The organism is Natrinema ejinorense (assembly GCF_002494345.1).
Taxonomy (GTDB): Archaea; Halobacteriota; Halobacteria; order Halobacteriales; family Natrialbaceae; genus Natrinema; species Natrinema longum.
Genome location: NZ_NXNI01000001.1, coordinates 291,644 through 305,508 on the forward strand (window position 1 = coordinate 291,644; position 13,865 = coordinate 305,508).

The following is a 13,865-nucleotide window of genomic DNA, read 5'->3' on the forward strand; positions in this document are numbered from 1 at the left end:
CCGATGCAGGCTAACACTGGAACTCCCGACGATCTCGAACCGCCGACGCAACTACACCGCGCTGCGCTGTTCGGGCAGACGCCCCAGCAGCGCCAGCAGGCCCGCCGGCAGATCCGCGCCAACAGCGAGCGTGGCCCGTCCTTTTGGGACACGCTCGACGGCGCATTCACGAAGGGGTACCTGAACCCCCGGCCTGACGACGACACGTCCGTCCGGGCGAACGCCCAGCTCTACGACTACGACGAGTGGGCGAATCGCTCGGACGAGATCATCGACGAGGTCGAAGTCGAGCTGACGCTGCTCGACGACGCACTCGGGATCGACACGGTCTCCTCTGACCTGTCGTTCACCGTCTACACCGAGCAGGCTGAGAGCCAGATGCAGCAAGAGGCGTCCGTCTCGATGGACGGCCAGGCCAAAAGCGAAGAGGACGGCACGGCCACGCTGCCCGTCGGTGTCGCCCAGCCGATCATCCACGTCGACTACTCGATCGGCGCTCGTGAACAGGCCCAGAGTGAGAACATGGGCTCAGACAAGGAAGCCCGCAAGGCCGAGGAGGCCGGCCGACTGATCCGCGAGAAGGAAGACGCCATCATGGCCAATGGGTGGGGCGTCGAGATCGCCGGTCCGAACGGCGGGCAGTTCTCCGTCGACGGCTACCTCACGACCGACGCCCGGATCTCCGGCAACGCACCGGGCGCGTGGGAGGAAGCGTCGGCGTCGAACGTCCAGGACACCGTCGAGCAGATGGTCTCGGACCTCGAGACGGTCGGCTCCGACAACGACCGCAACCTGATGCCCCGCAGCCGCGGTGTCTACCTCTACTACAACCAGACGCACAACAGCGTCCTGGACAAGAAGGACCCGCGCGGCGACGGCAACATGAGCATCCGCCAGCGGCTGCAGCAGGACCACCCGTACGTCACGCTGCGGGAGACGCCGTTCATCCCCGACGACGAGGTCGTCATGGTCGTGCGTGACTCGCGCGTCATGTCCGTCGTGAACGCCCAGGGGCCGACAAACCTCTCCTGGGACCCCAGCCCGATGGCGACTCGATACAAGGCACTCTCGAGCCGCGTGCCGTTCTTCCGATCGACCTACGACGACATCCTCGGCGTCGTCAACTACAGCGGGGTCTAATCATGACTGTAGACGGTCTCCGATACGACCAGACTGCAGAACCTCGACCAATGCAGGATGCCCTGCCGGCTGATGTCAGAGGGGATCAGTCGTGAGCGACCAGTATCGGTGGGTCGGGTCGCACGCGTTCCGCGACCACGCTAACGACCGCGTCATCGAACCCGGCGAAGAGCTCCCCGAGGACATCGCCGACCAGATCGCCGCTGCACACCCGCACGACGTCGAACCCATCGACGAGGGCGGTGGCGGTGATCCGGTTGGTGACATGCCACCGTTCCCTCCTCAAGAGCGAACCGTGGAGGAAATCCAAGACACGCTCGACGAGTACGACTATCCCGAGGACGCGCTCGAAGCACTGGAGGCCGCTGAACGCGACGGCAAAGATCGCGATACCGCCCTCGACGCGATCACCGAGGCTCGCGAGTAACCACCTTCTCCAGAGATGACCGTACAACCCGACGACGTAGCCGACGCACTCGGATCGACAGATCTCTCGGACAGTCAACTACAGGCGCTCATCGACGCGGCCGGTCGGATGTACGATCGGCGAACCGAGGGCAAGAACGTCGATACCGAGGCACGCGACGACGTCGTCACGCAACTGGCGGCCCATCTCGTCGCGAGCGGTCCTGAACGCCAGATCTCGTCCGCTGGCGAAGGCGGGGGTAACGTCTCTTTCGAGGGCGAGACTGGCCAAGGCCTGTCGGCGACGACCTACGGCCAGGTGGCTGTGACGCTCGACCCGACCGGATCGCTCGCCGGCGCCGATAAGCCGAGCGCCTCGATCGAAGTGCCGGACGCCAAAGGACTTGATCGATGACCGGCTTCGATTTCGATATCAAGGGCCTCGAGGCCCACAAACGACAGCTCCGCGAGGAGCGTGACAAGTGGACCGGTGACGGCGGGACGTGGTACGTCGGTACCGCGGTCGAATACGCCGTCTACCTGGAATACGGGACTTCGAAGATGGATCCCAAGCCGTTCTTCCGGCCGGCACTTGCCGAAGCCGAGCAGGATCTCTCAGCGTTCGTTCGAGACAACACGCGGAAGACACTCTCGCAGATCGACGGCCCGCGAGAACTCGTCAAGACGATCGCGTTCGCGCTCGAGCGCCGCGTCAAGGAGATCATCACGGAGAAGGGGCTGATCGAGTCCGGAACGATGCGAGCGAGCGTCCGTGCTGTCCCGACACGGCCCGACGACCTCCCGACTGCCGACGAGGTCGACCCATCGGCGTCGGCTGACATCGAGGTGAGCGCATAGATGGGGTTGAAACACGCTTCAGCCTACTTGTACGGATTCGGTTTCGGGGCGATGACTGCGCTCACGGCAGTTGGGGTGCACGGGATAATCTCGTGGGCGATCATCACTGTGCTGTTCACGGTTGCTTACCTGCTTGATCGGAGGGCCGAGTGATGGTACAACGGATCCCCTCGCCCACCGATGGAGAGCGAGTCCTGATGCAAACCTCCGTCACCGTGAGCATGTGGAAACAACTCCATTTCCGCATGATCCTTCTGGACCCCCAGTTCGACGATGTCGAGAAGGACACGGTCCGGTTGGAGAAGCGGCAGGAGAACGACCTCGGCCAGGTCGGCGAATGGGCAGAAGTGCAGTCATGGACGCTGGAGGAGATGTAACCGATGACTCGAGAGAAAATCAGTCGAGACGACGCAAAGGACCTCATTGGCGAGGCCAAGTTCGGTGTCGTCGTTATCACCAACTTCGAGGCGAAGGACACGCTCGGACACGTCCCGGACGAGGATCTCGAGTACGAGGCAACCGTCGAATCCTACCGATTCGGCGACGAGCTGGAGGACGACGGATGACTCGAGATACCGTCAAGAGCGCACTCCGTCGCGTCCACTCGAGCACGCTCCACAACACCACTATCGAAGTGTACGAACCCTCAGTCGACTACGACCAGGGCGACGGTTGGAGCGTGTCCTACCCCGATCTCCCCAACGCGGCTTACGATGCGCGCGTCGATTCGCCGTCGGCGGACAGCGACCGAGACCGCTCGGGGACGACATCGGAGATCGACGTCATCGTTCGCGTCCGGGACGACACCGGTCAGCAGTGGACCGGCTGGGGCGAGGAAACCGATTCCCCGGTTCGAATCCGGGATGCTGCTGACCAGACGATGTACGAGATCCAGACCAAAGCCGATCAGCACAACGGGACACTCGAACTCGAGGCTGTCGAGCTATGACCAAGAAACGCCTCTCCGACAGCGCCGAACAGGTCTTCATCGACCAGGCGCTGCTCGAGGACTGGGATCCAGCCGGCGCTGTCGGCTACGATCTCTCCGTCGATCCTGGAAACGAGGCGTTCATCCCGATCGGCGAGTCCCTCGATGACGTCGGCGAGACGTACCCGTCGTTGACAGTGCAGCGGACGAACGAGACGGCGCCCGGCAGCACTGGCTACAACTTTATCACTGCCGAGGGTCCCGGCCAGGACCGTACTGGACAGCTGCTCGTTACGGCGCGGGCCGAAGCCAGCCAGGAGGGCTACACCGGCAACACGTCCCAGCATGATCCCGTCGACGCAGAGGACGTCGTCGACGAGCTCATCAACGAGGTCGAGGACGTCTGCCTCGAGAACGCCACGCCCGAGGACACCGAGTTCAACGGACTCGGCAGCTACCGGGGTGCGGACGCGCCGAACGACTACGATGCGACGCCATCGGTGATGATTGAGCAGTGCGTCGTTCTCTATTCGTGGAGCCGACTTCCATAGCACCGACCCGATGACGCCAGTTGGGGCCGAGATCCAGACCCAGTAGCGGACTACGTTCTCATGCGACTTCAGACAGACAACCAGCAGCTTCGGGAGTTCTACCGCGAGGAACTCATAGGCGACCACTACGATCCGCCGGGGATCGAGTTCTACGACTCCGGCATCTCGCAGGAAGTCGTCCAAGAGGTCGCGGAGGCCGTCGCCGACGCGGTTGACGGCATCTCGCTGTACGACCCCGACACGAAATCAGGAGATAACGAATGAGTCTCAGTGAATCCCAAAGCGGGACGACCGCCGAGGCCGGCCACTTACCAGGCCGCTACGAGTGGGTTGTCGAACCCTCTCCCGGCGAAGTCCCCACCGATCCCGAGTGGAACCGATTCAGCGACGCCATCCGGACGTTCGAGATGGACCCCGGCGTGACCGTCGCTCGACAAGACAGCGTCGGAACCGCCGACGCCGTCGATCACAACCGAGGGCCCGAAGAGCCCGAGGCGACAGTTGGCTACGACCTCCAGCAGTTCTTCGTCGACACGGACGGCAACCCGGTCGACGCCTCTGCGTACGGAATCCTTCGTGACGAGTTCAACGACCTCCTCGGGACGCTCCTCGCCGTCGGCCGTCGCGAGTATGGTGGCGGCAACGACGACGCCGGTGTTCGAGAGTACAGCGTCGTCCGCGGCGGTGGCGTCGACTCGGCCAGCCCGACGCTCGACCCGTCGGGCGACCAGCCGATCCTGATGGAACTCTCGCTGGTGGCGCGAAAAGCGCGCTCAGTCAAGATCCATCAGCCGAGCGCGTCGACAACCCTCGAGATCGTCTCCACCGAGGATACGGACACGATGGAGATCACCATCGAGAACGAGGACGCAAGCACGACCGAGACGATCGCGCTCGACGGCACGACCGCCGTCACGACGACCACCGAGTTCGCGGACATCGACGCCATCTGGCTCGCCGACAACCCGGAAGGCAACGTCGAGATCTCCGACGGCTCGGGGACGACGCTTTGCGACCTCACCGGCGGTCTCGAGTACTCGGATGATGACCAGCCCGTCGACGGTGATCGCGGCGTCCCGCCGACCGGCGCTGGCAGCCACTCCGATCCGATCGGCTCGAGCTTCGAGTTCTTCGTCGGTGATCGCTTCGAGCGCCCCGCCGGCGAGTCCGTCCGCCCCCGAATCAACTCGGCGTCCTGGACGGTCGAGAACAACATCAACACGCAGGCGCTCCACCAGACGCGAGCGCCGGCGATCGACGCCGGGAACCGCTCCGCCAGCGTCGACGCCGACGCGGCTGGATCGTTTATCAGCCACAAGTCGATGATGGAGGCGCTCCAGAAGGTCCAGGCCGACATCGAACACGAGCTCTCGGGCGGCATCGTCCGGTTCAAGAACACAACCGCGACCGACTCCGCCAGCCGGACCGTCGAAGCCGATCAGGCTGTCGCATCGATCTCGGAAACGTTCTCGGCAAGCGGAGATCCCGCCATCGAACTGGAGGCCACGAACTAATGTCTGACACAGACACTACCCCGTCGATCACGGAAGCGTCGCACGAGCGAGATAGCGATGGCGAACTGCTCGCCACCACGGAGACGGTCGAGATCCACGACCAGGAGTATGAGGTCGAGATCTATCCCGCGACGACTGGCCAGCGCAACGAGTGGACGAAACGCCTCGAGGACGAACCGGAGGAACTCTCCGATGAGCTGACTGCCGATCTTCTCGATGAGTTCGCCGTCCACGAGCCAGAGGACTTCGGCGCCGACTCCTGGGACGATGTCCGGCCAGCGGTGACTGACGCGCTCGGGAACGCCGTACTGGCGACGCTGTTCGACGCTGGCGATCCCGATGTCTTCGTCGAGGCTCTCGAGGAAGCGGCCCAGGGAGCGACCGAGGGAAATCAGGCCTGAGTCGGGCGGAGCTCCGAGCATCGTTCGACGCGTGGCTGCACAGCGAGTGCGGACTGACGTTCATGGACATCAGCCAGTATTCTCAGCAGGAGTTGGCCCGCCTCAAGTTGGGGTACATCGTCCGCGAACGCCAGCAGTCCCAGCAGTCTCAGCAGCGCACAGGCACGCGAATGTCGGCACGGAAGCGTGACCTACAGCGCGGCCAGCAGCAGGCCAGACGCGAGATGTTCGACGATCTCGGTGTGACCGCCTGACCGACGCCGAACCTATTTTCAGAATTATGCCAGGAAATCCACTCCACGCAGAGGTAAGTGCTGACACAAGCGATTATGTCAGCAGTTTAGAGGTCGCACGGGCACGTACTGACGAGTTCGGCGACGAGGCCAGTCAGGCTGCCCGGCGAGTAGACCGACTCGGCGAAGATTCGGTGAAAACAGCAGCAAGGCTCGGCGGGGTGAGTGTCGCTGCAGCAGGGGCTGCCAGCGGTGTCAGTGCATACGGCTCTGCGAGTGCGACAGCGTCGACCGCCACCACCGCGCTCTCAGTCGGTATCTCGACCGCTCTCATCCCGGCACTCGGTGCCTTAGCGACGACGCTCTTCCCGTTGGCCGCCGTCGTCGGGACGCTGGCCGCAGGGGCTGGGAGTCTCGTTGCTGTCTTCGGTGGGCTTGCGGCGACCGGTGCCGTCACCCACATGGAGGAGTTGAAGACGGCGTTCGGCGAGGCGCGGACGGAGATCATGGAGCTCATCGAGCCGTTGGGAGACGTCTTCGGACCGCTCCTCGTCGACGCCGTCGAGGCGCTCCCGACGCTCGTCGAACGGATTCTTGAGGCGATCGGGCCGGTCGACCAGTTCCGCGATGCGATGGTCGAGTACGGCGAACTCGCGATGGACGTCATCCCGCAGGTGGCGAGCGCGATCACCGATCTTGCAAGAAGTTCGCTGCCGCCGCTTCGGCGGTTCATCAGATACCTGTCGACCAACGGAGGCAGCGCCTTCGACGGGATGCTCCGCGTCACTCGCGAACTCGCGCCGGAACTCAAGACGTTCGGGGGCGCGGTGATTGACGCGATCCCGCCACTGACCGAAACGGGGACGATCGTCCTCGAGGTGCTGTTGCCAGCACTGACCAACGTTGTCGAAGTGTTGACCGGCGCTGTCGAGACGATCAACGACTTCGTGACCGAGTCGGAGGGTGTCCAGACGACTGCCGAAGCGTTCGGTGCGTTGAACGAGAGGACCGACGGTCTCGCCGCCAAGGTCGCTGCGGTCGGTGGGGCCATTGGATCCATCGGAGTTGTCATGGGCGGCGTCGTCGCGAAGATCGGAGGGCTGTCGGCTGTGATGACCGCTCTCTCGTATGCTGCAGGAGCGGTCAGCACTGCAGTCGGCGCAATCAGCGCACCGATGCTTGCCGCCGCTGCTGCAGTAGGGAGCTTCATCGCCATCGCAACCGGGCGCTTCGATGAGGTCGTCGCTGTCTTCAACAACCTCCGCAGGAAGCTTGACTCCGCGATCGGTTCGGCTGTGAGTTGGCTCAAGACATCCGGCATCAAGCTGATCGGCCAGGGCTTCCAGGCACTCGGTAAGGCGATCCGAACGGCGATTACGAATGTCACCGAGTGGCTGGCATCCGATGGGCCAAAGACGATCACCGGCAGTGTCGAGACCGTCGCCAACTATCTCGAAGAGGATGCTGTCAATGACCTCTCGACAGCAGCCAGCATCGCGTTCGACGCGATCGTCACGGCTGCCTCGAGTCTCTTGGATGGACTGACCGGACCCAATGGCGACGGGTCTGCACAGTCTTCTATCAAAACGGTTGCATCGTGGCTGCGGAACAACGGCCCCAGGATCCTCCACGCCGCTGCAAAGACGCTTTTCGGCGTGATTCTGACCGTCGCAGATACGACGATCGGCCGGCTGATTCGTGGATCCTCGTCGATCATCCAATCGGGTATCCAGTCAATCGTCGACTGGGTCTCGAGTCTCGGGCGTGACGACCTCTATAACGCGTTCTACTCTGTCGGCCGAGGGATCCGCTCGGCGGTCCTGGCATACCTGAGTGTTAACGGTAAGATCTGGAACGTAACCACACGGTTCGTCAGCGATCTGAAAACCTATGTCGAATCGGGCCAGGCCTACAAGGACATCACCGCGGCGTTCGGCACGCTCCTGGATGGTGTCGAGTCGGCAGTCAAGGCGTACCTGAGCCTCAACGGCAAGATTTGGAAGGTGACGACGAAATTCGTCAGCGATCTAAAAACGTACGTCGAGTCGGGCCAGGCGTATAAGGACATCACCGCGGCGTTCGGCACGCTCCTGGATGGAATCATCGCTGTCTTCGGCGGGCTATATGACGGCCTTGTTGGGAATAGCACCCTCAAAGACCAGTGGCAGAAGGTCGTCGACTGGGTCAAGGGGACGGCCAAAGACAAGGTTGTGTCGGCGTTCGAGACAGTCGCTGATGCAATCACTGAAGCACTGCAGATCAACATCAACTGGCCCGAACCCCCCGAGATCGTCAAGAAAGCGTATGAGGGCAACCTCGATATCGATTGGCCAGACCGCCCAAGCCTCGGTGGTGGGAGCAGTGGAGGTGGCGGTGACGATAGCAGCGGTGGTGGGGACATCGGATTCTCTGACGACCCAACGTCGACGGACGATGCGCTCGGTGGATCGATAGGCGACACGATCGGTGATACGATCGGTGGCATCAGCCCGTTCGCGAGCGGTGGCGTCGCCGAGACGCCCGGCATCGGGATGCTCGCCGAGCAGGGACCCGAACTAATCCTCGACGCGCCGACGACGGACAAGGCCCGGGACAGCGGCGTCACTGTCGGCGACGTCGGCGACGACATGGAGCGCGCCCTCGAGTCGACCGACCGGACCGACGACCTGCTGGACCGCCTCGAGCGCATCGAGAGCCGTCTCGGCGATGTCGTCGCAGAGACCGGCACCGAGGTCGAGTTCCGCGACGAGGACCGCTGGCGGGCGGTCGAACGCTAATCCTCAGACATGCTCACACTGCGAATCGAACACACTGACGGCACAGTCTCGGAACTCGACGCCATCCGCGCGTCGCGGACCGAGGACTTGGACGAACAGGCACGCGCCGAAGCGACGGTATATCGCTCGGACTGGAGCAACGTTGAGGACGATCTCGACGAACGCAACGACAAACTGTTCGTCGCAGCCGGCGGCACGGATGTCTTCGGCGGTCGCTTCGAGGACAGTCAAAGCGAGGGCGGGACCGTCTCGGTCCAACTCTCGAGCCCGGAGACTGACGCTTCCGACGCCGAGCCGACGCCGGCGAACCTGACGTATCAGAACGTCGCGGACAGCACGATCGTCACCGACGCGATCACGGCGGTCGACACGCTGTCAGCGGGTACGATCGAGACGGTCGCCTCGGCGATCTCCTACTCGGCGAGCCACGCATCGCGAAGCAAGCAGATCCGCGACCAGCGCAAGGCCACCGGCGCGGAGATCCGGTACAACGCCGACTGGACGGTCGACTATCTCGACCGGCGTGGGTCGGATCGCAACATCACACTCGGGCCCGCGGAGGGCAACATCGGCGACGGCTTCTCCAAGACGCTCGACATCCGCGAGGAAGTCACGCACGTCCGCGCACTCGGCGCGCAGGACGGCCCGGACCAGCGGACGGCAGAGGCGGTCGTCTCCGGCTACTCCGCCGGCGAACGCCCCGTCTGGCGGCGCGTCGAGGACAAGGAGATCATCGATCAAGACCGGCTCGAGGAACTGGCCCAAACACAAGTCCAAGAGTACGACGGCGAGCCGCGGGCGATCGAGGTCCAGGCGACCGTCTTCGGCGTCGACCTCGCGCTCGGCGATCGTGTCGACGTCGACTACCCCGAGGAAAACATCTCCCGCTCGCTTCGTGTGGTCACGCTGACGACGCGCTGGGACGGGCAAGGCAAAACGCAGCAGGTCACGCTCTCGAATCGCTTCCGGACGCGGTCGAGCAATCAGGGCGACGCGAAGCGAAACACCGATCTCCAGAAGTTCAATCGCGGGTATCAGGGGTTCGTCGATAGGAGCCAGGCCACCTCGGGGTGGAACCCGGCGGAAAGCGGCACACCCCAGACGCTCGAGATCCCAAACTGGCCGGACGACATCGTCAAAGAACAGACCGTCGAACTGACCGTCCAGGGCCGTGCATGGCGATCGCCGGTCGAAAGCGTCGGACACGAACACAAGTTTAGCTGGCGGCACTCTCACGGCGTCGACACGACGAGCTCGAACAACAGCGACTACCAGACGGTCGTCGCGACTGGCCGGGCCGGTTACAGTTCGCCACAGACGCTCGACGACAGCTGGTCGACTATCGGCTCCGTTCCGACCAGCGGTTCGTTCAGTGTCGATACATCCGAGGTGGCGGTGGTTGCGGCCCTAACACCGACGAACAGCCCAGGCGGGATGGGCGTTCGGAGCCTTTCCGTGCGGCTCAAAAACGACTCATCCGGTGACTACTATCCAGACTCCGACGGCATCCGTGTGCGCGAGATCACCGAATCCCCCATCCCTTTCCCGGCACTCGAGGCTCCCGAAAACGCAAACGGAGACTCCTACTCGCTTGAAGCCACTACGGATTTCACCAGCGAATACGGATCGCTCGACATCGCAGTTGCGGCAGGCTACTGGGCCGACGGCCAACACGTCCACGGAGTCGACAGTACAACCACCGAGGGCGGTGTCAACCAAGACACGACCTCGAGCGAGGCGGCGTTTCAACCTGGCGTGACGACGACGTTCAACGGCTCCGAGTACTACCCCAGCGACATCACGATCACGGTCAACGGGACTCAGATCGCGACGATCTCCGGCGACAACACCACAAGCTGGGAGGAGACGATCAACCTCACTGGGGAACTCCAAGCGGGGTCGAACACGATCACGGCCGAACCCGCTGACCGAGGCGAACTGAACCTCGTCCTCTCGTCGGAGCTGTTCCGCAGAGGGCGAACGAACTAACCCTGAGATAGACCCATGTCAAACTTCAACGCAGCAGGATTCACCGACCTCAGACAGTACATCACATCGACAAACGGCTGGACACACGTCGCGCTGATCGACGACGCAGGCAACGAAGAAACTCGTATCGATATCCACAACGACAGTCGCGCCAGTTGGAGCGACGCGAGTACGAACCCGACCGATCTCACGATCACGCTCTCGGGTTCGGACAGCGACATCGCAGCCCCGGTTACGCTCGAGCGCGCAGAACTGCATCCGAGTTCTTCGTCGACGACAGCGATGCATGACGGGCCACTTCAGGGCGAGATCGACGGGACGCTGCAGGCTGCAGCCGTCACGATCGGCTCGGATACCGACGAGGGGACAGTGACTTACACTGTCGAACTACCGACGCAGTAAATCCATGCTCGAGAACCCGGAGGATCTTGTTGATACCGACAATCAGCACACGGGGACGTTTCTGGACACTGACGGCGAGATACGCAACACGTTCATCTTCGAGGTCGCCACAGAACACTACGAATTCGTGGAAGCCGCCGAAGACGGCCTGATCTTCGATGCTGACCTGCGATTCGATCGGACCGCGTTCGGCGATTGGGTCCTCGAGCAGCATCCTAACTGGGACAAACTTCCAGACCATGCTATCGAGAATATCTTCGACAGCAACCGCTGGGATCTCGCAGACGACGCCAGCGACACGGCAGTCGAGTTCCTGGTCTCGGACATGGATGAACCGCCTGTCGAGGCGGTCAAAGGCCAGCTACTCGAAATCGGCTCGACGACGCTGAACCTCCGGGACCAGCAGTCAGCGACGACATCCGTTCGAGTCAAGACGACCGATCCAGAGGGGCCGTGGGAGAGTCCGGGCGTTCGACTGCGATTTGGCCATGGGTCGACTGACTGGTCTCTCTCACAGACGCTTTCCGAGGCGAACAGCACGAGCTACGCGACCTCTTGGTCCCCGAACGGGTCCTACCTCGCGTATGGGGAGTACGACGGGAACGTCTACGTCCACTCGATGAGTGACTGGTCGCTGGCAACGACCCTGTCGGCGGCAGGCAGTTCTATCGAAGATATTGGCTGGGCACCCGACAGTTCATATATTGCGTACGGGTCAACTGACGATAACGTCTACATCCATTCTGTCTCTGATTGGGGGCTTTCACAGACTCTCTCTCAAGCCGGGAATAGCGTCTACGGAGTGGACTGGTCGCCAGACGGAAATTACATTGCGTACGGGTCAACTGACAATAACGTCTACATCCATGCTACGAGTGACTGGTCGCCAATAGCCGACAGCCCCCTCTCCCAATCTGGAAATAGTGTCTACACGGTCGCTTGGTCGGCGGATAGTAGTTATATCTCATATGGTACTAGCGGGAACAGCGTTCACGTCCACACGACGAACGACTGGTCTCCGATAGCTGACAGCCCCCTCTCTGCGGCGACTGGGGTCGTCCGTAGTATTGATTGGGAACCAAACACGAATTATGTCGCGTACGGGTCAGATGATGAAAACGTCTACATCCACGCGACAAGCGACTGGTCGCCGATAGCCAATAGCCCGCTCACTCAAGCGACGCGTAGAGTCACTTCGGTGGCCTGGTCTCCAGATGCGAGCTATCTCGCGTACGGCTCCTACGATAGCAACACCTACGTCCATCTGACGAGCGATTGGACGCTGGATGTGACTCTCACTGAAGCAAGTGGATCCTACCCCTACGTCAACTCAGTTACCTGGGCCCCAGGGACCGATAATATCGCCTATACTGGCGCATCTGACCTCAACACCTACGTCCACAACGCACCATCGGCCGACTTCGTCGTCACGGTCTCGTCGACGAACAGTCCCATCGACGAGAACGAGACGCTGACAGTCGACACGCAGATCGATAACCAGGGCGGGAAGGCCGGCGAGCAAGAGATTACGCTCGAAATTGGGGGAACACTCGAGGACTCGCAAACGGTCAGCCTGGATGCGAGCACGTCGACGACGATCGTCCTCGAGTGGCCGACCGAAGTCGGGGACCACGGATCGAAGACTGCGACCGTCTCGAGTAACGATGATAGCGATTCGACCAGCGTCTTAGTTCGGTTCGATCGGACGGTCACCGCCACCGGATCAGGCTCGGCGACCGTGTCACGCGAGTGGACGAGTTCGCGATCGACAACGGCCAGTGGGACCGGAAGTGCGACGATCTCGCGGACAGCTACGGCGGATCGGTCTCTGCTGGCGTCCGGCACCGGCGGCGCGGCGATCTCGCGAACTGCGATGTCCGATCGTACGGTCGTGGCAACCGGCACTGGCAGCGCGATCGTCCGATTCGACTTCGCCGGCTGGGCGATCGGTCGCCGAATGATCCAGGCGACGGAACCCGAACTCTCGCCGAAGACGCTCTCGTTGTCCTTCGAGGCCACACGTGATGATATCGACCACTGGCGACAGTTCGACCGCGCTGGCGATGTCGGCATTCAGGTGGGCTACGGCGGCCAGTTCCGTGCGATCGACTCCGCCGGTCGTGATAACCCGACGATCGTCGAGGCTCCTGACTCGGAGCAGCCCCCATTCCAAGCTGGATCGGAGTGGTACATCAATAGCTACGAGGAAGAGCAAGTCGCGGCTGACCGCTTCCAGCTTACGCTGACGTTCCAGCGCCTCGAGCCGCGATCGCCGGCGTTCGACCCCGTCGACGAGGCCGGCGGATTCTGGACGATCGATACCAACCGCGGTACGATCGCCCTCGAGGACCGGCAGGTTGGACAGGTCTCGCGCTCCGGGACGACGACGGGCGGGACGACTACACTCCCGCTGCGACTAACCCCCGAGCAGGCGGCGATGCTCGCGGACACGGCGACCGTCCCTGATGCGGTCGTCGAGCGGATCGTCCCCGATGGCCCGGATCGTCTCGAAGACTCGAGCAACGGCCAGCAGACTGTGACGATCACGGCCCCCAGCGGGACGGGGTTCGAGAGTGGCGATTATTTGCTCCAGAACTGGTCACTCTCTCACGGGGGTTATCAGGAGCACCGGTGGCGGGTTGATCTGGAGATCGCCGAGAGGTGAGT

16 protein-coding genes are annotated in these 13,865 nt (G+C 62.6%); all 16 read left to right on the top strand.

Annotated features, from left to right (window positions below; genetic code table 11):
* Nucleotides 1–3: 3 nt before the first annotated feature.
* Nucleotides 4–1,140 (top strand): hypothetical protein, encoded by a 1,137-nt coding sequence (locus tag CP557_RS01435; protein ID WP_097378262.1) that lies wholly within the window; start codon nt 4–6, stop codon nt 1,138–1,140.
* 91 nt (nt 1,141–1,231) lie between these two features.
* Complete coding sequence (locus tag CP557_RS01440; protein WP_097378263.1) at nt 1,232–1,567, top strand: hypothetical protein; 336 nt, start codon at nt 1,232–1,234, stop codon at nt 1,565–1,567.
* Nucleotides 1,568–1,582: 15 nt separating this feature from the next.
* Nucleotides 1,583–1,960 carry a DUF4054 domain-containing protein gene (locus CP557_RS01445; RefSeq protein WP_097378264.1) on the top strand — a complete coding sequence of 126 codons (378 nt, stop codon included), beginning with the start codon at nt 1,583–1,585 and terminating at the stop codon, nt 1,958–1,960.
* Nucleotides 1,957–2,403, top strand: coding sequence for an HK97-gp10 family putative phage morphogenesis protein (locus CP557_RS01450; protein WP_097378265.1), 447 nt, complete (start codon nt 1,957–1,959; stop codon nt 2,401–2,403). The genes CP557_RS01445 and CP557_RS01450 overlap by 4 nt, the downstream gene beginning before the upstream one ends.
* A gap of 197 nt (nt 2,404–2,600) precedes the next feature.
* On the top strand, nt 2,601–2,780 hold the full coding sequence (locus CP557_RS01455) for a hypothetical protein (protein WP_143824997.1): 180 nt from the start codon (nt 2,601–2,603) through the stop codon (nt 2,778–2,780).
* A gap of 3 nt (nt 2,781–2,783) precedes the next feature.
* Nucleotides 2,784–2,969, top strand: coding sequence for a hypothetical protein (locus CP557_RS01460; RefSeq protein WP_097378267.1), 186 nt, complete (start codon nt 2,784–2,786; stop codon nt 2,967–2,969).
* Nucleotides 2,966–3,352: a hypothetical protein gene (locus tag CP557_RS01465; RefSeq protein WP_097378268.1), complete on the top strand. Its 387-nt coding sequence runs from the start codon at nt 2,966–2,968 to the stop codon at nt 3,350–3,352. Before CP557_RS01460 ends, CP557_RS01465 begins: the two co-directional genes overlap by 4 nt.
* Nucleotides 3,349–3,882 carry a hypothetical protein gene (locus CP557_RS01470; protein WP_097378269.1) on the top strand — a complete coding sequence of 178 codons (534 nt, stop codon included), beginning with the start codon at nt 3,349–3,351 and terminating at the stop codon, nt 3,880–3,882. Before CP557_RS01465 ends, CP557_RS01470 begins: the two co-directional genes overlap by 4 nt.
* 60 nt (nt 3,883–3,942) lie before the next feature.
* Entirely contained in the window at nt 3,943–4,146 is a 204-nt protein-coding gene (locus CP557_RS01475; protein ID WP_097378270.1) for a hypothetical protein, read from the top strand.
* Entirely contained in the window at nt 4,143–5,396 is a 1,254-nt protein-coding gene (locus CP557_RS01480) for a hypothetical protein (RefSeq protein WP_097378271.1), read from the top strand. The genes CP557_RS01475 and CP557_RS01480 overlap by 4 nt, the downstream gene beginning before the upstream one ends.
* Nucleotides 5,396–5,797, top strand: a complete 402-nt coding sequence (locus tag CP557_RS01485; protein ID WP_097378272.1) for a hypothetical protein — start codon at nt 5,396–5,398, stop codon at nt 5,795–5,797. The genes CP557_RS01480 and CP557_RS01485 overlap by 1 nt, the downstream gene beginning before the upstream one ends.
* A 62-nt stretch (nt 5,798–5,859) precedes the next feature.
* Complete coding sequence (locus tag CP557_RS01490) at nt 5,860–6,051, top strand: hypothetical protein (RefSeq protein WP_097378273.1); 192 nt, start codon at nt 5,860–5,862, stop codon at nt 6,049–6,051.
* Nucleotides 6,052–6,224: 173 nt separating this feature from the next.
* Complete coding sequence (locus CP557_RS01495) at nt 6,225–8,807, top strand: hypothetical protein (protein WP_143824998.1); 2,583 nt, start codon at nt 6,225–6,227, stop codon at nt 8,805–8,807.
* 9 nt (nt 8,808–8,816) lie between these two features.
* Nucleotides 8,817–10,796 (top strand): phage tail protein, encoded by a 1,980-nt coding sequence (locus CP557_RS01500; RefSeq protein WP_097378275.1) that lies wholly within the window; start codon nt 8,817–8,819, stop codon nt 10,794–10,796.
* Between the two features lie 15 nt (nt 10,797–10,811).
* Nucleotides 10,812–11,198, top strand: a complete 387-nt coding sequence (locus CP557_RS01505) for a hypothetical protein (protein WP_097378276.1) — start codon at nt 10,812–10,814, stop codon at nt 11,196–11,198.
* 619 nt (nt 11,199–11,817) lie between these two features.
* Nucleotides 11,818–13,863, top strand: coding sequence for a WD40 domain-containing protein (locus tag CP557_RS22855; protein WP_342746480.1), 2,046 nt, complete (start codon nt 11,818–11,820; stop codon nt 13,861–13,863).
* The last annotated feature ends 2 nt before the right edge of the window (nt 13,864–13,865 follow it).